General features: G+C 71.0%; 21 protein-coding genes. 10 read left to right on the top strand and 11 right to left on the bottom strand.

Going from position 1 to position 17631, the window contains the following annotated elements:
* Positions 1–14: 14 nt before the first annotated feature.
* Both ACI7BZ_RS19190 and ACI7BZ_RS19185 read right to left on the bottom strand, forming a co-directional pair.
* On the bottom strand, positions 15–548 hold the full coding sequence (locus ACI7BZ_RS19190; protein WP_414118730.1) for a hypothetical protein: 534 nt from the start codon (positions 546–548) through the stop codon (positions 15–17).
* Between the two features lie 99 nt (positions 549–647).
* Complete coding sequence (locus ACI7BZ_RS19185; RefSeq protein ID WP_414118729.1) at positions 648–1271, bottom strand: 2-hydroxychromene-2-carboxylate isomerase; 624 nt, start codon at positions 1269–1271, stop codon at positions 648–650.
* 174 nt (positions 1272–1445) lie between these two features.
* Between ACI7BZ_RS19185 and ACI7BZ_RS19180 the strand changes: the two genes are divergently transcribed.
* On the top strand, positions 1446–1808 hold the full coding sequence (locus ACI7BZ_RS19180) for a hypothetical protein (protein WP_414118728.1): 363 nt from the start codon (positions 1446–1448) through the stop codon (positions 1806–1808).
* Positions 1808–2284, top strand: coding sequence for a hypothetical protein (locus ACI7BZ_RS19175; protein WP_414118727.1), 477 nt, complete (start codon positions 1808–1810; stop codon positions 2282–2284). Before ACI7BZ_RS19180 ends, ACI7BZ_RS19175 begins: the two co-directional genes overlap by 1 nt.
* 4 nt (positions 2285–2288) lie before the next feature.
* On the opposite strand, the gene ACI7BZ_RS19170 is transcribed toward ACI7BZ_RS19175, so the two are convergent.
* On the bottom strand, positions 2289–2750 hold the full coding sequence (locus tag ACI7BZ_RS19170; RefSeq protein ID WP_414118726.1) for a DNA polymerase III subunit chi: 462 nt from the start codon (positions 2748–2750) through the stop codon (positions 2289–2291).
* A 131-nt stretch (positions 2751–2881) separates the two neighbouring features.
* Here ACI7BZ_RS19170 and ACI7BZ_RS19165 point away from each other — a divergent pair, with 131 nt between their 5' ends.
* Entirely contained in the window at positions 2882–3115 is a 234-nt protein-coding gene (locus tag ACI7BZ_RS19165; RefSeq protein WP_414118725.1) for a hypothetical protein, read from the top strand.
* 318 nt (positions 3116–3433) lie between these two features.
* Here ACI7BZ_RS19165 and ACI7BZ_RS19160 read toward each other — a convergent pair whose 3' ends face one another.
* The 3 genes from ACI7BZ_RS19160 to ffh form a co-directional block, all read right to left on the bottom strand.
* Positions 3434–4930 (bottom strand): leucyl aminopeptidase, encoded by a 1497-nt coding sequence (locus ACI7BZ_RS19160; RefSeq protein WP_414118724.1) that lies wholly within the window; start codon positions 4928–4930, stop codon positions 3434–3436.
* Positions 4931–5329: 399 nt separating this feature from the next.
* Positions 5330–5701: a 30S ribosomal protein S16 gene (rpsP, locus tag ACI7BZ_RS19155; protein ID WP_414118723.1), complete on the bottom strand. Its 372-nt coding sequence runs from the start codon at positions 5699–5701 to the stop codon at positions 5330–5332.
* A 227-nt stretch (positions 5702–5928) separates the two neighbouring features.
* A complete protein-coding gene (ffh, locus tag ACI7BZ_RS19150; RefSeq protein ID WP_414118722.1) occupies positions 5929–7479 on the bottom strand; it encodes a signal recognition particle protein in 1551 nt (516 codons plus the stop codon).
* Positions 7480–7808: 329 nt separating this feature from the next.
* Between ffh and ACI7BZ_RS19145 the strand changes: the two genes are divergently transcribed.
* From ACI7BZ_RS19145 to ACI7BZ_RS19135, 3 genes are all read left to right on the top strand, one after another.
* Complete coding sequence (locus tag ACI7BZ_RS19145) at positions 7809–8705, top strand: alpha/beta fold hydrolase (RefSeq protein ID WP_414118721.1); 897 nt, start codon at positions 7809–7811, stop codon at positions 8703–8705.
* 69 nt (positions 8706–8774) lie between these two features.
* Entirely contained in the window at positions 8775–9044 is a 270-nt protein-coding gene (locus ACI7BZ_RS19140; protein ID WP_414118720.1) for a DUF6460 domain-containing protein, read from the top strand.
* A gap of 21 nt (positions 9045–9065) precedes the next feature.
* Positions 9066–10391, top strand: a complete 1326-nt coding sequence (locus tag ACI7BZ_RS19135; RefSeq protein WP_414118719.1) for an MATE family efflux transporter — start codon at positions 9066–9068, stop codon at positions 10389–10391.
* Here ACI7BZ_RS19135 and ACI7BZ_RS19130 read toward each other — a convergent pair whose 3' ends face one another.
* The gene (locus tag ACI7BZ_RS19130; protein ID WP_414118718.1) at positions 10392–10742 is read right to left on the bottom strand and encodes a DUF952 domain-containing protein; all 351 of its coding nucleotides are present in this window, start codon (positions 10740–10742) and stop codon (positions 10392–10394) included.
* 166 nt (positions 10743–10908) lie between these two features.
* On the opposite strand from ACI7BZ_RS19130, the gene ACI7BZ_RS19125 reads away from it, so the two are divergent.
* A complete protein-coding gene (locus tag ACI7BZ_RS19125) occupies positions 10909–11580 on the top strand; it encodes a S24 family peptidase (RefSeq protein ID WP_414118717.1) in 672 nt (223 codons plus the stop codon).
* 91 nt (positions 11581–11671) lie between these two features.
* Here ACI7BZ_RS19125 and ACI7BZ_RS19120 read toward each other — a convergent pair whose 3' ends face one another.
* Both ACI7BZ_RS19120 and ACI7BZ_RS19115 read right to left on the bottom strand, forming a co-directional pair.
* A complete protein-coding gene (locus ACI7BZ_RS19120) occupies positions 11672–13300 on the bottom strand; it encodes a cisplatin damage response ATP-dependent DNA ligase (RefSeq protein WP_414118716.1) in 1629 nt (542 codons plus the stop codon).
* A complete protein-coding gene (locus tag ACI7BZ_RS19115; RefSeq protein WP_414119216.1) occupies positions 13297–14331 on the bottom strand; it encodes a ligase-associated DNA damage response exonuclease in 1035 nt (344 codons plus the stop codon). Before ACI7BZ_RS19115 ends, ACI7BZ_RS19120 begins: the two co-directional genes overlap by 4 nt.
* Before the next feature lie 75 nt (positions 14332–14406).
* Between ACI7BZ_RS19115 and ACI7BZ_RS19110 the strand changes: the two genes are divergently transcribed.
* Positions 14407–15339, top strand: a complete 933-nt coding sequence (locus ACI7BZ_RS19110; RefSeq protein ID WP_414118715.1) for a class I SAM-dependent DNA methyltransferase — start codon at positions 14407–14409, stop codon at positions 15337–15339.
* Between the two features lie 55 nt (positions 15340–15394).
* On the opposite strand, the gene ACI7BZ_RS19105 is transcribed toward ACI7BZ_RS19110, so the two are convergent.
* Both ACI7BZ_RS19105 and ACI7BZ_RS19100 read right to left on the bottom strand, forming a co-directional pair.
* Positions 15395–15901, bottom strand: a complete 507-nt coding sequence (locus ACI7BZ_RS19105; protein ID WP_414118714.1) for a tyrosine phosphatase family protein — start codon at positions 15899–15901, stop codon at positions 15395–15397.
* Complete coding sequence (locus ACI7BZ_RS19100; RefSeq protein WP_414119215.1) at positions 15898–16461, bottom strand: HD domain-containing protein; 564 nt, start codon at positions 16459–16461, stop codon at positions 15898–15900. Before ACI7BZ_RS19100 ends, ACI7BZ_RS19105 begins: the two co-directional genes overlap by 4 nt.
* A gap of 205 nt (positions 16462–16666) precedes the next feature.
* Between ACI7BZ_RS19100 and ACI7BZ_RS19095 the strand changes: the two genes are divergently transcribed.
* The gene (locus tag ACI7BZ_RS19095; protein ID WP_414118713.1) at positions 16667–17140 is read left to right on the top strand and encodes an NUDIX hydrolase; all 474 of its coding nucleotides are present in this window, start codon (positions 16667–16669) and stop codon (positions 17138–17140) included.
* A gap of 33 nt (positions 17141–17173) precedes the next feature.
* Positions 17174–17587 carry a TIGR02301 family protein gene (locus ACI7BZ_RS19090; protein WP_414118712.1) on the top strand — a complete coding sequence of 138 codons (414 nt, stop codon included), beginning with the start codon at positions 17174–17176 and terminating at the stop codon, positions 17585–17587.
* The last annotated feature ends 44 nt before the right edge of the window (positions 17588–17631 follow it).

The following is a 17631-nucleotide window of genomic DNA, read 5'->3' as shown; positions in this document are numbered from 1 at the left end:
CGGGCGGACCCGCGCTACAGCCGCTCCTGCCCGTTGCCGGCGCGCAGGTCGTCCACGAACGCCTTCAGACGACGGTAGACCTGCTCGGCATAAGACAGCGCCCGGTCGATGTCCGACATGTCGGGCACCGGCGGCGTCGCTCCGGGAGGCGGCACCGGCGGCAGCTGGCCCTGGGGCGGAACTTGGGCCTGGGGCGGCAACGGCGGCAGGGGCCGGCCCTGCCGTGCGGCGCGGCGCAGGGCGTCGATCTCGCCCTGGAGCCGGGCGATCTCGGCCTCATAGGCGTCGCGCGAATCGGGCACCGCCTCGCAGGTGAAGCCGGAGCTGCCCTTGGCGCAGAGGGAAACCCGGCCGGTTTCCCGGTCCAGCTTCAGCGCCCCGCCATCCACCGGCGCGAAGGAATAGCGCGGGGCGGCGGCTTCGGCGGGGGCAAGGGCCTGCGCCCCGGCGGGCACCGCCATGGCGAGGGGCACTGCGCACAACGCCAAGACCCGGGGCAAGGCGCGCAGCGCCGGGCTGCGGGAAGGAAGGGGGACAGACCGCATCATCATCGCCTCCGGGCCCACGCTGGCCCCATAAGGCCGCCAGCCGACACCGATGTGAAACCTTCCCAAAGGATAGGGGCAGGAGCGGGGCAGCGGCGCGCTTCAGGCTTCCGGGCGGAAGGGCGCGCGGCCGCTGGACAGGGCATCGTCCAGAAGCTCGATGCGGTCCTGCCCCCAGAACACTTCCCCCTCCAGCACATAAGCGGGGGCGCCGAACACGTCCGCCTCCAGCGCCTTTTCGCGATTGGCGAGGTAGGCGGCGGATGCGCCCTCGCCGGTGGCGGCGGCCACCAGCTCGCGGCCTGGCAGCCCGGCCGCATCGGCGATGGCGGTGATCACCTGCGGGTCGGCCAGGTCCTCCTCACGCTGCCACACGCCGGCGAACAGGCGCGGCAGCAACTGGTCCACCGGCAGGTCCGCCTGCAGGGCGGCGATGACGGTCTGGTCCGCCAGCCGGCAGTCGAACGGCCAGAAGGCCGGCGCCATATGGAGGTCAACGCCGCGCTTCAGCCGCCAGCGCTGCAGTTCCAGAAGGCGATAGCGCTGGCGCTGCGGCGCCCGCTGGGCCAGCGGCAACCCGCCCGATTCGGCGAAGATGGGGCCGAGGGAAACGGGATGGAACGCGACCTGGGCCCCATGCCGCTGGGCCATGGCCATGAAGGGCGCATGGCCGAGGAAGGACCAGGGGCTGATGGTGGAGAAATAATAGTCGATGGTGCGCGACATGGCGGCCTCCGAAGCACCTCCTTATAGCAAACCGCGCGGCGTTGGCTCCTGCCGTACCCATTGTATCCGCCCGCGCTTGACAGCACCGGCGCGGCGGGCTCCATCCTGTGCTGGAAGGCTGGCGGCGTCGTACCGGAAGGCCGGCGGCGCCGGCGAGCGGATCGGGAGGGCGAAGTGAGCGGGGCCGAACCCATCGCGGCGCGGATCGACGCCCTGAAGGCCGAGCTGGATGCGACCGCCCGTGCCGCGCGTGGCGCCGCCCTGGCGGAGCCGGCCCCGGCCCCCGCTTCCGCCGGTGCGGGGGAAAGCGGCGCGGCCCGCCCCTCCGCCACCAGCCATGCCGCGGAACCGGCGCCGGCGGATGATCCCGCTGCGCTGGATGCGGCGGCGCAGGATGCAGCCGCGGACGTGGCCGCCGCCCTTTCCGGCATGGGTGCCGGCGTGGAGGCCCTGCTGAAGGCGCATCCGCTCGCGGCGGCGGGAGCCTGCCTTGCGGCGGGCCTTTTCATCGGCAGCATATGGAGGCGGAGGCCCTGATGAGCGACATGGACACCCTCGTACGCAATCTGCGCATCCTGCTGCGGGCGGATCTCATCATCGCCGAGATCCACCTGCGGCGGCTCACGGCCAAGTCGGGCCTCTACGCCTTCGCCGCGCTGGTGGGCGGGTTCGGCGCGGTGATGCTGGGCATTGCCGGCTTCCTCGCCCTGGAACAGGTCTACGGCCCCATCCTTGCCGCCACCATCAGCGGCGCGGCGGGCATGGTGCTGGCGGTGCTGCTGGTGCTGGTGGGCGCCAGCCTCAAGCCCGGGCGCGAGCTTGACGTGGCCAATGAGGTGCACACCGTGGCGCTGGAGGCGGTGAGCCGTGACCTGAAGGCCGCCGAGGCGGGCGTGTCGCGCATCGTCGGCATCGTGCGCAATCCGTTCGACAGCGCCTTGCCGGCCGTGCTCATGCAGGTGTTCGGCATGGTGCTGAAGGCCGTGCGCGGCCGCAGCTCCGGCGGGGCGTAGGCGCTTAGGCCTTGCGCACCCAGCGGCCGTTCTCGTCCTGCTGCCAATAGGTCAGGGTATGGCCCTGGGCCGTGGCGGCGGCCTTGGCCTCGCGCCAGCGCTCGCGGGCGGCGGCCACCTGCTCGTCGTCCCGCCCGTCGAACAGATGCACCACGCGGGTGTAGGGCGCGGGATCGGCCAAAGGCACCGCATCCACCAGAAAGCGCACCTGCGCGCCGTTGGGGTTCGCCTCGGTGGTCGCCAGCAGCACCGGCTGGCGCTCGGGCAGGGGCTGGGCCTCGGTGCCGTGGGGCAGGAACGAGGCCTCGCCATAGGTCCACAGATGGGAATCGAGCGCATCCCGCCGCTCCACCGAGCCGCACTGCACCACGCACCGCCAGCCGCGCTCCAGCGACTTTTCCAGGAGCGCCGGCAGCACGTCCTCCAAGGGGCGGCGTTCGAGGTGGTAGAAGAGGATTTCGGTCATGGGCCGTGGCGCGGGAGGGACGTGCGGAAGTTAGGGCATTTCGGCCCCCGATTGCACGGCAATTCGCCGTCGTTCCGGCGCCGCGGCTCGGCTTCTTGACCCCGGCGGGCCGGCTGCGCATATGCCGTGCCATGAGCCTGATCCAGAATGAGCGCACCAAGCTGACGGCCAATGCCCTGGACCGCGCTTCCACCGCGTGCCTCACCGTGGGGGCGCTGGGACCGGCGGCGGCTTCGCTCTATGGATTGGGCGGCGCGGCGACCGCGCCGGGCGGGGTGCTGATCGCCGTCGGCAGCCTGTTTTGGCTGGCGGCCGCCGGTGTGCTACACTTTATGGCAAGAAGCGTGCTTGGACGACTGATATGACCGGCCTCTGGCTCTATGCGTATGTGGTGCTGCCGCTCGTCGTGATCGCGATGGGCTATGCCGCCGTACGCCTGACCGAGCCGAAGCACCCGCCGCACGCCGGCCCTGCGGAATAGTTCGCCAGAAGCCGGTGAGGAGCGGTCAAACTTCTGCCGCCCCCAGCGCTATCCCTCACCGCCCCGCCGCCGTCGTCCTCCGGCTTGACCGGAGGACCCATGGCGCCGCTTGTTCCATCTCTTCGGCGTCTGCGCTGGCCGGGGGATGGGCCCTCCGGTCAAGCCGGAGGGCGACGGGACGCGGGAAAGGCCAGCGTGAGCCTCACCCCTCGTAATGGTCCTTCACCAGCTGGTTCAGCAGCCGCACGCCCCAGCCCGAGCCCCAGCTCTTGTTGATGTCGGAGGCGGGGGAGGACATGGCGGTGCCGGCCACGTCCAGGTGCGCCCAGGGGGTCTTGTCCACGTAGCGCTGCAGGAACTGGGCGGCGGTGATGGAGCCGGCATTGCGGCCGCCGGTGTTCTTCATGTCGGCGAACTTGGAATCGATGAGCTTGTCGTATTCCGCGCCCAGCGGCATGCGCCACACCTTCTCGCCGGTTTCCGTGCCGGCCTTGGCGAGGCGCTCGGACAAGGCGTCGTCATTGGAGAAGAGGCCCGCATATTCCGATCCCAGCGCCACCAGGATGGCGCCGGTGAGGGTGGCGAGGTCGATCATGAACTGCGGCTTGAAGCGCTCCTTGGCGTACCACAGCACATCCGCCAGCACGAGGCGGCCCTCGGCGTCGGTATTGATGATCTCGATGGTCTGGCCCGACAGGGAGGTCACGATGTCGCCGGGACGCTGGGCGGCGCCGTCGGGCATGTTCTCCACCAGGCCGATGACGCCCACCGCATTCACCTTGGCCTTGCGGGCGGCCAGCGCATACATGAGGCCGGTGACGCAGGCGGCGCCGCCCATGTCGCCCTTCATGTCCTCCATGCCGGCGGCCGGCTTGATGGAGATGCCGCCGGTGTCGAAGGTGACGCCCTTGCCGATGAAGGCCACCGGGGCCTCGTCCTTGGCGCCGCCGTTCCAGCGCATCACCACCACGCGGCTTTCCTTGATGGAGCCCTGGCCGACCCCCAGCAGCGCCCGCATGCCGGCGCGGGCGAGGGCCGCGTCGTCCATCACCTCCACCTCGGCGCCGACGGAGGCCAGATGCTCCTGCGCGCGGCGGGCGAATTCCGGCGGGTCGAGCACGTTGGCGGGCTCGTTCACCAGGTCGCGGGCCAGCAGCACGCCGTCGCCCACGGCCTCCTTCACGGGGAAGGCGCGCCGGGTGCCGGCCTCGTCGGCGACGAGGAGGCTCACGGCAAGCGGGCCGTCGTTGGCGTCGTCCTTCTTCTTGGTCTTGTAGCGGTCGAACTTGTAGCTGCGCAGGCGCACGCCCAGCGCCACCTCGGCCGCGGCCTCGGGACTCACCTTGGTGCCCGGCAGGTCCAGCACGAGGGTGGCCTCGCGGGCGGAGGCGGGAATCTTGCCGGCGGCGACGCCGCCGAGCTTCAGGAAATCGCTGGCCTTGAGCTCCGCCGCCTTGCCCACCGAGATGACGATGAGGCGCGGCAGATCGAGGCCGGCGGGGGCGAGCAGGTCCACACTGCTCCAGGCCTTGCCCTTGAAGCGCTCGGCATCGAAGGCGCGGGTCAGCGCCGCATCCGCCCCCTTCAGGATCTTCTGCGTCGGCGCGCCGAAGGCGAGGCTCTCGTCGGTGAGTACGATCAGCACGCCCTTGGGGGCGGTGGTCAGTCGTGCGAACGAGAGGGTGACGGATTCGGACATGCGGCGCTCCGGGGCAGGACGTGTCTCAGTGAATGGGGCTGCTACCCGTCCTTCTAGACCCGACGGCGGGCGCGGGAAACCACGCATGCTGCCGCGTCCGGGCTTCGGGCAGGGAGCAGATGGGATGCCGGCGGGCGTTTCGAAAGGCCCGGGGCATCCAGGCAGCGGGTGCAACTGAAATCCGCGGCCGGGAGGGGGAGGGGAGCCGCCCGTTCCCGCGCTCCGGCGCGAGGACCGGGACGGCGTTCACCGGCGGGTGTTGCGGCGACGCCGCGCGCCTCGGCGGATCGCGCTCTAACTTTAAGGATAGAGAACGCGTTCCGGCATGTGCTGCGGCCCGCCCCGGGCGGGGGCGGGCGCAGGATGGGGCGGACCGTGTGGAACGGGTCCGCCGGAGCCTCACTCGGCCGGGGCTTCTTCGGCGGCGGCGGCCTTGGCGGCCTTGTCGGCCTTCTCGGCGGCGCGGGCCTTGGCCTTCTCGCCGGGCTCGGCCTTCTTCGGGTTGCTGCGGGCGTCGCGCTTCAGGAGGCCGGCGGCATCCAGGAAGCGGGCCACGCGGTCGGTGGGCTGGGCGCCCTTTTCAAGCCAGGCCTTGGCCTTCTCGGTGTCGAGCACCACGCGGTTCTCGGCATCCTTGGCGAGCAGCGGGTTGAACGAGCCGATGCGGTCGATGAAGCGGCCGTCACGCGGGGAGCGGGCGTCGGCGACGACGATGCGGTAATAGGGGCGCTTCTTGGCGCCGCCGCGGGAGAGGCGGATCTTGAGAGACATGATTTTTCCTTTTAGTTCAGTATCTTGATGGTCTTGTTCGGGTGATCGTTGTTGCCGTCACTCCCCGGCTTGACCGGAGGGGCCGCCTCGCCGATGTGCGCCGATGCCGGGGCTTGAGCCGGCCTGCCGCGCCTTCATCCGATTTGGGGCCACCCCAGCCACGGCCCTCCGGTCAAGCCGCAGGGCGACGGTGATGCGGCAGGGGCACGGCGGTCGGGTTTGCGGCGTCACTTCTTCTTGCCGGGCCCTCCCAGTCCTGGGGGGAGCTTCGGCAGGCCGGGCAGGCCGCCGGGGAATTTGGCCGGCATGCCGCCGCCCGGTCCCGGCAGGCCGGGGAAGCTCGGGGGCAGGCCGCCGGGCGCGCCGGGGCCGCCGGCGCCCATCTTATCCGCCATGTCCTTCAGCATCTCGGGGGAGGGCCCGCCGCCGCCGAAGCCCATCATGCCGGCAAGGCCCGCGAGCGGACCGCGCTTGCCGGCGGGGCCGCCCATGGCCTTCATCACGTCGGCCATCTGGCGGTGCATCTTCAACAGGCGGTTGATCTCCTCCACCTTGGTGCCGGAGCCCGAGGCGATGCGGCGCTTGCGCGAGGCGTCCAGCAGCTTGGGGGCGCGGCGCTCCTTGGGCGTCATCGAATTGATGATGGCCACCTGCCGCTTGAACACCTTGTCGTCGAGATTGGCGCTGGCGATCTGGTTCTTCACCTTGGCGACGCCGGGCAGCATGCCCATGAGCCCGCCGAGCCCGCCCATCTTCGCCATCTGCTCCAGCTGGCTGCGCAGGTCGTCCAGGTCGAAGGTGCCTTTGCGCATGCGCTCGGCGGTGACCTTCGCTTTCTCGATGTCGATGGCCTCGGCGGCCTTCTCCACCAGCGCCACCACATCGCCCATGCCGAGGATGCGGCCGGCCACGCGGTGGGGGTCGAAATCCTCCAGCGCGTCCATCTTCTCGCCGGTGCCGAGCAGCTTGATGGGCTTGCCGGTGACGGCGCGCATGGAGAGCGCCGCGCCGCCGCGCCCGTCGCCGTCGGCGCGGGTCAGCACGATGCCGGTGAGGCCGACGCGGCCATCGAAGGCCTTGGCGGTGTTCACCGCATCCTGGCCGGTGAGGCTGTCGGCCACCAGCAGCACTTCGTGCGGGCCGGTGACGGCCTTCACCTCGGCCACCTCGGCCATCAGGGCCTCGTCGAGGGTGACGCGGCCGGCGGTGTCCAGCATCACCACGTCGTAGCCGCCGAGCTTGGCGGCCTCGATCGCGCGCCGCGCGATCTGCACGGCGCTCTGCCCGGCGACGATGGGAAGGGTGGCGACCTCCACCTGCCTGCCCAGCGTGGCCAATTGCTCCATGGCCGCCGGGCGGCGGGTGTCGAGCGAGGCCATCAGCACCTTGCGCTTAGCCCGTTCGGTGAGGCGCTTGGCGATCTTGGCGGTGGAGGTGGTCTTGCCCGAGCCCTGCAGGCCGACCATCAGGATCGGCACCGGGGCGGGGGCGTTGAGGTCGATGGGGTCGGCGTCCGAGCCCAGGGTCGCCACGAGCTCGTCGTGGACGATCTTCACCACCATCTGGCCGGGGGTGACGGACTTGATGACCTCCACGCCCACGGCGCGCTGGCGCACCCGGTCGGTGAAGGACCGAACCACGTCCAGCGCCACGTCCGCCTCGATCAGCGCCCGGCGCACCTCGCGCATGGCCTCGCCGACGTCGGCCTCGGTGAGGGCGCCGCGCCGCTTCAGCTTGTCGAGTATGCCGCCGAGGCGGTCGGAAAGGGTATCGAACATGGGTGTCCGTGTTGTTTGGGCTCACATCGGCCGGTTCTGCTCCCCGCCGCGGCCCGCTGGCGATGCGTCAAAAGCCAACGCAAAGCACGCCCGAGGGCGCAACGCGCTGTCGGGCGGGGGCCTCCGGGCTCTCGGCCCGGTCGGCAGGATCGGCATGGCCGTCCGTGTGAAGGGCAAGGCTGTTAGCAGGTTTGGGCCCGGGAGGCAAATTCGGGACACGACCCCGCACGGATCTGCCAAATAGTTACGCCAGACGGCTGTAGGGGTTCATACTCCGCCACGCCCATACGCCCGCGGGGTCCGCCGGCCAGCGGTGGGGGAGAAACGCCATGTCCGATACATCATCGACCCGCGCCGCGGCGCCGCCCGGGCAGATCGTCCCCTTTCCCGCCGATTTCCGCATCGAGGAGATCGCCACCAACGGCACCACCCTCCACGTGCGGGTGGGCGGGAAGGGACCTGCCGCGCTGCTGCTCCATGGCTATGGAGAAACCGGTGACATGTGGGGCGCGATGGCCGCGGCGCTGGCGCCGGACCATACGGTGGTGGTGCCCGACCTCCGGGGCATGGGGCTCTCCGGCAAGCCGCCGGGCGGCTTCGACAAGAAGACACAGGCCGGGGACATGGCCGGCGTCCTCGACGCCCTGAAGATCGACACGGCGGCGCTCGTCACCCATGACATCGGCAACATGGTGGGCTTTGCTTTCGCCGCCCTCCATCGCGACCGGGTGACGAAGTTCGTGCTCATCGACGCGCCGCTGCCGGGGGTGGGGCCGTGGGATGAAATCCTCAAGAATCCCCTGCTCTGGCACTTCCGGTTCGGCGGGCCGGACATGGAGCGCCTCGTGGCGGGGCGTGAGCGCATCTACCTCGACCGGTTCTGGAACGAATTCTCCGCCGATCCCAGCCATTTCACGGAGGCCGCCCGCGCACATTATGCGGCGCTTTATGCATTGCCCGGGGCCATGCGCGCGGGTTTCGCCCAATTCGCCGCGTTCGACCAGGACGCCGCCGACAATGCGGCATTTCTCGCCCAGGGAAAGCTCACGGTGCCGGTGCTGGCGCTGGGCGGCGAAATGTCGTTCGGCCTGACCATGGCCGAGGTCATGAGGTTCGCGGCAACCAACGTGCAGGGCGGCGTGGTGCCCGGCAGCGGCCACTGGATCATGGAGGAAAATCCGTCGGCGACGGTCCGTCTGGTCAGGTCTTTCCTGGAGGCCGGGTAAGCGGCGCTCCACATCCCTCCCCCTTGGCAAGCGCTCGTGCTAGATCACGGCGCACAAAGGAGAGACTCCATGCCCGAGAACAACGAGATCACCCGTTTCTTCGGCGGTTCGCCCGCCTGGGTGCTGGTGCGGCTCGTCCTCCTGTCGGTGGTGGTGGGCGTCATCCTTGCGGCGCTGGGGCTCGACCCCATGAACATCCTCACCAGCCTGGAACGGCTGGTGCGCAACCTGTTCAATTTCAGCTTCGAGGCGGTGGAGCGGCTGTGGCGCTATTTCCTGCTGGGCGCCGTGGTGGTCATTCCGCTCTGGCTCATCATGCGCCTGCTCGGCCGCCGCTGACGCGCCGCCGGTGACGGCCCCATGACATTCGCGCAACGGCTGCCGGCGGTCACCCACGCCCGCGTGCTCGCCATCGCCTTGCCGATGACGGTGGCGCACCTGACCACGCCGCTGCTCGGCGTGGTGGATGCGGCGGTGGTTGGCCGCCTCGGCGATGCCGCCCTGCTGGGCGGCGTGGCGCTGGCCGCCGTCATCTTCGACATGCTGTTCTGGGTGTTCGGCTTCCTGCGCATGGGCACGGTGGGCCTTGCCGCCCAGGCGCTGGGCCGGCGCGACAGGGTGGAGGAGCGCGCCGTCCTCGCCCGGGCGCTGCTGGTGGCGCTGGCCTGCGGCCTCGGCCTGGTGGCGCTGCAGGCCCCCATCGCCCGGCTCGCGCTGGGCCTGGCGGGCGCCAGCGCCGAGGTGAATGCGGCGGTGAGCGATTATTACGCCATCCGCATCTATGCCGCCCCCTTCACCCTCGCCAATTATGTGGTGCTCGGCTGGCTGGTTGGCCTTGGGCGCACCGGGCGGGCGCTGGCGCTGCAGGTGGGGGTGAACCTGCTCAACATGGCGCTCACGGCCGGCCTCGTGCTCGGGGCCGGGTGGGGGGTGGCGGGCGCGGCGGCGGGCACCCTTGCGGCCGAGATCGCCGGCACCGGCGCCGGCCTTCTCCTGTGCCTGCGCTTGCTGGGCGGCGGGTTCGGCGTGCCGCGCGCGGTGCTGCTCGATCGCGCGCGGATCGCCGAAGCCTTCCTGCTCAACCGCGACATCATGATCCGCACGGCGGCGCTCATGTTCGCCTTCTCCTTCTTCGCGGCGCAGGGCGCGCGGGCGGGCGACGTGACGCTCGCCGCCAACGCCATTCTCCAGAACATGGTGATGGTGGCCGCTTATTTCCTCGACGGCTTCGCCACCGCGGCAGAGCAGATCTGCGGCGCGGCGGTGGGCGCGCGGCGGCGGGCCGACTTTGCCGCCGGCGTGCGGCTTTGCCTGCTCTGGGGCTTCGGCTTCGCCCTTGCCGCCTGCGCCATCTATCTCGCCACCGGGCCGGCGCTGGTGGATGCCATGACCACCAGCCCCGAGGTGCGGGCGGCGGCGCGCGATTTCCTGCTCTATGCCGCGCTGCTGCCGGTGGCGGGGGTGGCCGCCTATGCCTTCGACGGCGTCTATATCGGCGCCCTGTGGTCGCGCGACATGCGCAACCTGATGCTTGTCGCCCTCGCCGTCTATCTGGTGGCCTGGTGGGCACTGCGCCCGCTGGGCAATCACGGCCTGTGGCTCGCCTTCCTCGCCTTCCTCATCGCCCGCGGCGCCCTTCAGGCCCTGCGGCTGCCGGCCTTGAGCCGCCGCACCTTTGCCGGCTGATCAGTCGAGATCGGGAAAGGCGTGGGCCCCGTCCGTACCCAGCGGCAGGTCCTTCACCCAGCGCACCGCCGGCAGCGGCAGGGGACCGTAGAGGTGGGGAAAGAGGTCGCCGCCGCGGGAGGGCTCCCATTTCAGCGCCGGCCCCAGGGCCGCCGCGGCCACCGCCACCAGCTTCAGGTTGCGGGCGCCGGCGAAATGGCGAGCGGCGGTCTCGCGCACCTGCGCGGCGGTGGAGAAGTGGATGAAGCCGTCCGCATGGTCCACCGGCGCGCCGGTGAACACGCCATGCGCCTCGGCTTCCTGCCAGAGCGCGGCGGGACAGATCTTGAACACGAGGCCGGGTGCGGGCATGGAGGCTCCATGGGGAGGAAGCGGAAGGCTTGGCGCGGGATCTAGCCAGATGCGAACGAAACGGCAACCCCCCGCCACCCTCCGGTTGCATGAGGACCGAAATCCTGTACAAAAAGGGAACAAATTCTTATTGTCCGTGAACCCGCGGCGAGGACGGGAAGATCCCATGCTCACTCACAGCCAGGTCTGGCGCGCGATCGACCAGCTCGCGGAGCAGCACGGCCTGTCCACCTCCGGCCTTGCGCGGCGGGCGGGGCTTGATTCCACCACCTTCAACCGCTCCAAGCGCATCACCACCGATGGCCGCCTGCGCTGGCCCTCCACCGAGAGCATCGCCAAGGCGCTGGCCGCCACCGGCACCAGCGCCGAGCTGTTCTTCGCCCTGCTCACCCCGCAGGGCGCCGCCGGCCCCGCCGGCTTCGAGGAGGAGGCCCAGCCGCTGAAGGGGCCCATCCACGCCATCCCGCAGATCGGCTTCGCCCAGGCGGGGTCGGGCGGCTTCTTCGACGATGCCGGCTTTCCGGTGGGGGCCGGCTGGGACGAGATCGCCTTCCCGGAGGTGGACGACGCCCACGCCTACGCCCTGGAGATCGCCGGCGATTCCATGCAGCCAGTCTATCGCAACGGCGACATCGTGGTGGTCTCCCCCGCCGCCTCGGTGCGGCGCGGCGACCGGGTGGTGGTGAAGACGAAGGACGGCGAAGTGCTGGCCAAGGAGCTGGCGCGCAAGACCACCCGCCACGTGGAGCTGCGCTCCCTCAATCCCCTCCATGAGGATCGGCAGATCCCGCTGGATCAGCTGGAATGGATGGCGCGGATCATCTGGGCGAGCCAGTAGGGGGCAGCACCCCGCGGCGCCGGTGGCTGGGCGCGGGGTCTGGAGGCAGGCCAGGGGCCACGCCCGCGGCCCGTCTGAGGGCAGGGGCCCTTCACCCCAGAAGCGCCTCCAGCGTCTCCAGCCGGTCCGCCTCCCCCGGCGGCTTGTCCCATCTCAGGCGGGCGATGCGGGGAAAGCGCATGGCGATGCCGGAGCGGTGGCGGGTGGAGCGGGAAAGGCCCTCGAATGCCACTTCCAGCACCAGGCCCGCATCCTTCTCGTGCACCACTTCGCGCACCGGGCCGAAGCGGTTGATGGTGGAGGCGCGCACGAAGGCGTCGATCCTTTTCAGCTCCTCGTCGGTGAAGCCGAAATAGGCCTTGCCCACCGGCACCAGAACGTCGCCCTCGGCGCCGCTGGTCCACACCCCGAAAGTATAGTCGGAATAGAAGGACGAGCGCTTGCCGTGGCCGCGCTGGGCATACATCAGCACGGCGTCCACCGTGTGCGGATCGCGCTTCCATTTCCACCACGGCCCCTTGGGGCGGCCTGGCAGGTAAGGGCTGTCGGCGCGCTTGATCATCACCCCTTCCACCGCCGGCGCATCCGGCCCGGCGCCGGCGCCGGCCGGATCGCGGCGGGCGCGGGTCAGCTCGTCCCAGCTTGAGAAGGGCACGAGGGGGGAAAGGTCGATGCGCGGCGCCGCAAGCCGGCCCACCAGCGCCTCCAGCCGGGCCCGGCGGGCCGCGAAGGGCAGGTCGCGCAGGTCCTGCGTGCCGTCCACGAGCAGGTCGTAGGCGCGGATGTGGGCGGGAAATTCCGCCAGCATCTTCACCGTCACCGCCTTACGGTTCAGCCGCTGCTGCAGCACGTTGAACGGCTCGACACGCCCCTCGCGCACGATCAGCAATTCCCCGTCCATGGCGCCAGCGAAGGTGATGGCCTGCGCAAGGTCGGGGAAGGCGCCGGAAATGTCCTCTCCGGTGCGCGAATAGAGCCGCACCGCCCGTTCCCCGTCCGGCCCGGTGCCGGCCACGGCCTGCACGCGGATGCCGTCCCATTTCCATTCGGCGCGGAAATCCTGCGGGGCGAGGGTGGAGAAGTCCGCTTCCTCGATGGCGTGCGCCAGCATCACCGGGCGGAATGGGGCGGGGTTCGAGGTTTCCGGCCGCGGTCCGCGCCCCTCCACCCAGGCGAACAGCTCCTCGTAAGGCGCCGCAAGGCCGGGCCACACCAGTTCCACCTCGTCCGGCGTCACCGTGCCCAGGCTGGCCACGGCGGTCTTGGCGAGGCGGGCGGAGGCGCCGACCCGCATGGCGCCGGTGATGAGCTTCAGGAGCGCCCAGCGGCCGGTTTCGTCCAGCCCGTCCAGCCAGCCGGCCAGGGTGCGGGGCAGGGCGGCCTTGGGCAGCGTCCCCAGGGCCGTCACGATTTCCGACAGCAGGGGGGCGTGGGCCGGCGCGCCTTCCGTCTTCGGCCACATGAGGGCGACGGTCTCCGAAAGGTCGCCCACATAATCGTAGGACATCTCGAACAGCACCGGATCGGTCCGCTCCATGATGAGGCTGCGCACCAGGCCGGGCTTGGCATTGGCGAAGGAGAGCGCGCCGGTGAGTGCGGCGAGGGCGAAGCCGCGCTCGGGGTCCGGCGTGGTGGCCAGATAGTCCACCATCAGCCGGATCTTGGCGTTGCGGCCGGCCTCATAGGACATGCGGTCGAGCAGGGCGGCGAAGCGGTTCATGGCGCGGCTGGCGCGGCCGGGGCCGCCTCCTCGTCCTCCTCCCCGTAGCCCACCATGCGCAGCGGCCTGGCGCGGATCTGCCGGCTCTGCGCCCAGTGCACCAGCGCATCCTCGGCGCCGTGGGTCACCCACAATTCCTCGCACCCGGTGGCGCGGATGGCGGCGGTCAGCCCGTCCCAGTCCGCATGGTCGGACACCACCAGCGGCAGTTCCACCCCGCGCTGGCGGGCGCGGGCGCGCACCCGCATCCAGCCGGAAGCGAAGCAGGTGATGGGATCGGCAAAGCGCCGGGCCCACAGGTCGGTCATGGAGGCGGGCGGGGCGATGACTATGGCGCCGGCGAAGGCGGCCCTGGCCTCGCCCTTCACCGGGCGGATGTCGCCCAGGGCGATGCCGCGCCCCACGTAATAATCGGTGATGGCGGTGAGGGCGCCATGCACATAGAGCGGCGCCCCATGGCCGGCCGCGCGCATCAGCGCCATCATGCGCTGCGCCTTGCCGAGGGAATAGGCGCCGACGATATGGGTGCGCTCGGGGAAGATGCGCACCGAGCGCAGCAGCTTGTGCGTCTCGCTCATGGCGTCGGGGTGGCGGAACACCGGCAGGCCGAAGGTCGCCTCGCTGACGAACACATGGCATCGCACCGGCTCGAACGGCACGCAGGTGGGATCGGCCGCATCCTTGTAGTCGCCGGACACCGCGATGGTGAGGCCGTGCCGCTCCAGCCGGATCTGCGCGGACCCCAGCACATGCCCGGCGGGATGGGCGCTCACGCTCACGCCGTTGATGGCGAGCCGCTCGCCATAGGCGATCTCCTGCACGCTGCCGGCAAAGCCCGCGCCGTAGCGGATGGCCATGAGGTCCAGCGTCTCGCGGGTGGCGAGCACCTGCCCGTGCCCGGGCCGGGCATGGTCGCTATGGGCGTGCGTGATCACGGCCCGCGGCACCGCGCGGGTGGGGTCCACGTGAAAATCCCCGGCGGGGGAATAGAGCCCCTTCGGCGAGGGGCAGAGCAGGTCTTCCGGGCGCATGACCCTCGCGCGCATGGCTTTATCGGGCGGGCTCCTGCCTATATGGGAGGCGCTCGTTCATTGTGCGAGGTCGCCGTGGCTCTCCCAACCTATTCCGCCACCTCAGGCGACCCGGTGCTCGACCGGCGGCTGGACTGGGCCCGCGCCTTCCTGGCCGAAGGCGATGCCGCCGCCGCCGCCGCCCTCCTGGCCGAGACCGTGGCCGAGGCGCCGGGCTTTTCCGCCGCCTGGTTCCTTCTGGGCGAAGCGCGGCTCGCCCTCGGCGAGAGGGAAGGGGCGGTGGCGGCGTTCCGCGCCGCCCTGGCGCAGGATGCGGCGGATGCGCTGGGGGCGGGGCTGCGCCTTGCCCGCCTCGGCGCCATGCCGGCCGAGGGCGCCATGTCGCCCGCTTATGTGCGCACCCTGTTCGACCAATATGCCGACCGCTTCGACACGGCGCTACGCGACCGGCTGGCCTATCGCGGGCCGGAGCTCATCCGTGATGCGGTGATGCGGGCCTGCGCCGCCCGGGGCCGTTCGCTCGCCTTCGCCCGCGGGCTGGACCTGGGCTGCGGCACCGGGCTGGCCGGCATCCTGTTCGCGCCGCTGGTGGAGCGCCTTTGCGGCGTGGACCTTTCCCCCGCCATGCTGGAGAAGGCGGCGGCGCTGGGCCTCTATGCCCGGCTGGAGGCGGGGGAGATGGGCGCGGCGCTGGCGGGGGAGGCGGCGGGCGCGCTCGACCTCGTGCTGGCCGCCGACGCCTTGTGCTACGTGGCGGATCTTGTCCCCATCCTGAAGGCCGGCGCCCGGGCGCTGGCGGGCGGCGGGCTTTTCGCCTTCACCGTGGAAACCCATGCGGGCGAAGGCGTGCTGCTGCGCGATACCCTGCGCTATGCCCATTCCGCCGGCCTCGTGCGCCGCCTTGCCGCCGAAGCCGGGCTCGCGGTGCTGGCACTGGAGGAGGCCTCCACGCGCGCCGAGAAGGGGGTTCCGGTGCCGGGTCTGGTGGGGGTGCTGGAACAGGCGTGAGCCTGAGGCCGCGGGGCCGGCTGGTGCGGCCCTGCGGCAAGATTTCGCCCGCGTCTCAGCTCACCGGCAGTGAGAAGGGCTCGCCCTCGAAGGCGTCCGCACCGCGGCCGATGGCGTGGATGGCGGCCATCATGCGGCCCTCGCGCCGCAGCGCCGCATCCGCCAGCGCCACGATGCGCGGATTGGGGGTCGCGGTGGCGGAGGCATGACGCAGGCGCTGGGCCAGCTCCATCTCGTCGCGGTCGGGCAGGAGGGCGCACAAGGTGGCATAGGCCGCCGCGGTGGAGCGCGAGATGCCGGCGTAGCAGTGGATCACCAGCGGGGTCTGCCGCGGCCAGGCGTGCACGAACTCGAACAACTCGTGCATGTGGGTCTCGCCGGGCGCCACCATGCCCTCGATCTCCTCCACGATATCGTTGATGCCGAGGAAAAGATGGTTGGTGGGGTCCACGTTGCTGGGCCGTGTGAGCACCGTGCCGCCATTGATCAAGGTGATCACGTGCCGCGCGCCGGTGGCTTCCACCGTCTCGTGCAGACGGGCAAGGGAGCATACATGGATCATGGCCTGAGCTCCTCGAACCTTTGCAGAAACCGCGCCTTTGCGCAGTCCGCTGTCCATGGGGTGAGATAGTCCTTTTCCTGGGTTGCGTCGAGGCGGGCGGGGCGGCCGAAGAAGGCCTGCGCCTCCGCTGCGGAGAAGCCCGCAAGGCGCGTCGCCTCGAAGAAGGCGGCGGAGCGGTCGGCGGCCTTCACGATCTTGACCAGCTCCTGCGGCCACGCCACCGGCAGCGAGAAGCGGATGGAGATGGCGGCCAGAAGGCGCGCCTCCACCGCCTTGTAGTCGCCGCCGATCACCACCTTGAAGGGGGAGATCATGTCGCCGATCACATATTCCGGCGCGTCGTGCAGCAGCACGCACAGGCGCCAGCGCGGGTCGATGTCGGGATGGGTGCGGCGCGACAGCCGCTCCACCAGAAGGCAATGCTGCGCCACGGAGAAGATGTTGTCGCCGGAGGTCTGCCCGTTCCAGCGGGCGACGCGGGCGAGGCCGTGGGCGATGTCCTCGATCTCCACGTCGAGGGGCGAGGGGTCGAGCAGGTCCAGCCGGCGGCCGGAGAGCATGCGCTGCCAGGCGCGGGGGGCGGAGACTGCGCGCCGGCGCGTCGGCGCCCGCGCGCGGGACGCTGCCGCGCTTCCGGGCGGGGTGGAGGTGTCGGGGTCTTCGGGGTTCACGAATCGCGTGCTCCGCTGATGCGGTGAAGGTAAGCTCCGTGCCATGCATCACAAGTCGCCCGTCACGGGCCGCTAAAGCCTGAGCCATGCCGCCATGACCAATGCCGTGACAGACGCGCCCGCCGACGGGGCGGCCCCCGTTCGCCCCCCGGTGCGCCCGACCCTTGCCGCCAGCGCCGCCGTGTTCCGCGGCCCCCTGGTGCTATTGGCCCGCCGCGCCGCCAATCCCGGCGCCGGGCTGTGGAGCCTGCCCGGGGGGCGGGTGGAGCCGGGCGAGACTCTGGCCGAGGCGGCGGCGCGCGAAGTGATGGAGGAGGTGGGGGTGGACGCGCAGATCATCGGCCTCGCCGGCACGAAGGACATCATCCTGCGGGATACCGAGGGGCATCTCGCGGCCCATTTCGTCGTCGTCGCCCATGCGGCGCGCTGGCGCGCCGGGGAGCCGGCGCCGGGGGCGGAGGCGGCCGAGGTGGGCTGGTTCCGCCCGCACGAGGTGGCCGCCCTCGCCACCACGGAGGGGCTGGCCGAGGTGGTGGCCCAGGCCGCGCGCCTGGTGATCGAGCCTTGACCTGATGAGCCGGGCGCCGCAGGAGTGGGGGCGATGACATTCGCCGCCATGCGCATCCTGTCCCTCGTCTGCGTCCTCACGCTGGCCGCCGCCGTGCCCGGCGCCGTGCCGTCCCGCGCCGCGCCCGCAGAGGGGGCGCCGCCGCCCTATGATGCCGATCTCATGCGCCTCGCCGAGATTCTCGGCGCGCTGCACTATCTGCGCCCCCTGTGCGGGGTGACCGGCGAGGCCCAGCGCTGGCGCACCGAGATGCAGAGCCTCATCGAAACCGAGCAGCCCTCCGATGCCCGCAAGGGAAAGATCATCGCCAGCTTCAACCGGGGCTATGCCAGCTATGCCGAGGTGTACCGCAGCTGCACCCCGGCGGCCCGCGTGGCGGTGGAGCGCCAGCTGGAGGAGGGCGCCCGGCTCGCTCACGACATCGTGGTGCGCTATGGAGGAAATTAGCCTGTTCGCATTAACCTTTTGGTCAGAACTGGCCTTTCCCGCGG

Origin of the sequence: Xanthobacter sp. AM11 (assembly GCF_047444035.1) — a bacterium.
GTDB lineage: Bacteria > Pseudomonadota > Alphaproteobacteria > Rhizobiales > Xanthobacteraceae > Xanthobacter.
Note: the sequence above shows the minus strand (reverse complement) of the source record. Positions and strands in the feature narration are given on the sequence as shown.

What these genes read in the sequence shown, in the direction of transcription:
- ACI7BZ_RS19190 (WP_414118730.1), bottom strand. Translation starts at nt 548, where the DNA reads ATGATGCGGTCTGTCCCCCTTCCTTCCCGCAGCCCGGCGCTGCGCGCC.
- ACI7BZ_RS19185 (WP_414118729.1), bottom strand. Translation starts at nt 1,271, where the DNA reads ATGTCGCGCACCATCGACTATTATTTCTCCACCATCAGCCCCTGGTCC.
- ACI7BZ_RS19175 (WP_414118727.1), top strand. Translation starts at nt 1,808, where the DNA reads ATGAGCGACATGGACACCCTCGTACGCAATCTGCGCATCCTGCTGCGG.
- ACI7BZ_RS19170 (WP_414118726.1), bottom strand. Translation starts at nt 2,750, where the DNA reads ATGACCGAAATCCTCTTCTACCACCTCGAACGCCGCCCCTTGGAGGAC.
- ACI7BZ_RS19165 (WP_414118725.1), top strand. Translation starts at nt 2,882, where the DNA reads ATGAGCCTGATCCAGAATGAGCGCACCAAGCTGACGGCCAATGCCCTG.
- ACI7BZ_RS19160 (WP_414118724.1), bottom strand. Translation starts at nt 4,930, where the DNA reads ATGTCCGAATCCGTCACCCTCTCGTTCGCACGACTGACCACCGCCCCC.
- rpsP (WP_414118723.1), bottom strand. Translation starts at nt 5,701, where the DNA reads ATGTCTCTCAAGATCCGCCTCTCCCGCGGCGGCGCCAAGAAGCGCCCC.
- ffh (WP_414118722.1), bottom strand. Translation starts at nt 7,479, where the DNA reads ATGTTCGATACCCTTTCCGACCGCCTCGGCGGCATACTCGACAAGCTG.
- ACI7BZ_RS19145 (WP_414118721.1), top strand. Translation starts at nt 7,809, where the DNA reads ATGTCCGATACATCATCGACCCGCGCCGCGGCGCCGCCCGGGCAGATC.
- ACI7BZ_RS19140 (WP_414118720.1), top strand. Translation starts at nt 8,775, where the DNA reads ATGCCCGAGAACAACGAGATCACCCGTTTCTTCGGCGGTTCGCCCGCC.
- ACI7BZ_RS19135 (WP_414118719.1), top strand. Translation starts at nt 9,066, where the DNA reads ATGACATTCGCGCAACGGCTGCCGGCGGTCACCCACGCCCGCGTGCTC.
- ACI7BZ_RS19130 (WP_414118718.1), bottom strand. Translation starts at nt 10,742, where the DNA reads ATGCCCGCACCCGGCCTCGTGTTCAAGATCTGTCCCGCCGCGCTCTGG.
- ACI7BZ_RS19125 (WP_414118717.1), top strand. Translation starts at nt 10,909, where the DNA reads ATGCTCACTCACAGCCAGGTCTGGCGCGCGATCGACCAGCTCGCGGAG.
- ACI7BZ_RS19120 (WP_414118716.1), bottom strand. Translation starts at nt 13,300, where the DNA reads ATGAACCGCTTCGCCGCCCTGCTCGACCGCATGTCCTATGAGGCCGGC.
- ACI7BZ_RS19115 (WP_414119216.1), bottom strand. Translation starts at nt 14,331, where the DNA reads ATGCGCCCGGAAGACCTGCTCTGCCCCTCGCCGAAGGGGCTCTATTCC.
- ACI7BZ_RS19105 (WP_414118714.1), bottom strand. Translation starts at nt 15,901, where the DNA reads ATGATCCATGTATGCTCCCTTGCCCGTCTGCACGAGACGGTGGAAGCC.
- ACI7BZ_RS19100 (WP_414119215.1), bottom strand. Translation starts at nt 16,461, where the DNA reads ATGCTCTCCGGCCGCCGGCTGGACCTGCTCGACCCCTCGCCCCTCGAC.
- ACI7BZ_RS19095 (WP_414118713.1), top strand. Translation starts at nt 16,667, where the DNA reads ATGACCAATGCCGTGACAGACGCGCCCGCCGACGGGGCGGCCCCCGTT.
- ACI7BZ_RS19090 (WP_414118712.1), top strand. Translation starts at nt 17,174, where the DNA reads ATGACATTCGCCGCCATGCGCATCCTGTCCCTCGTCTGCGTCCTCACG.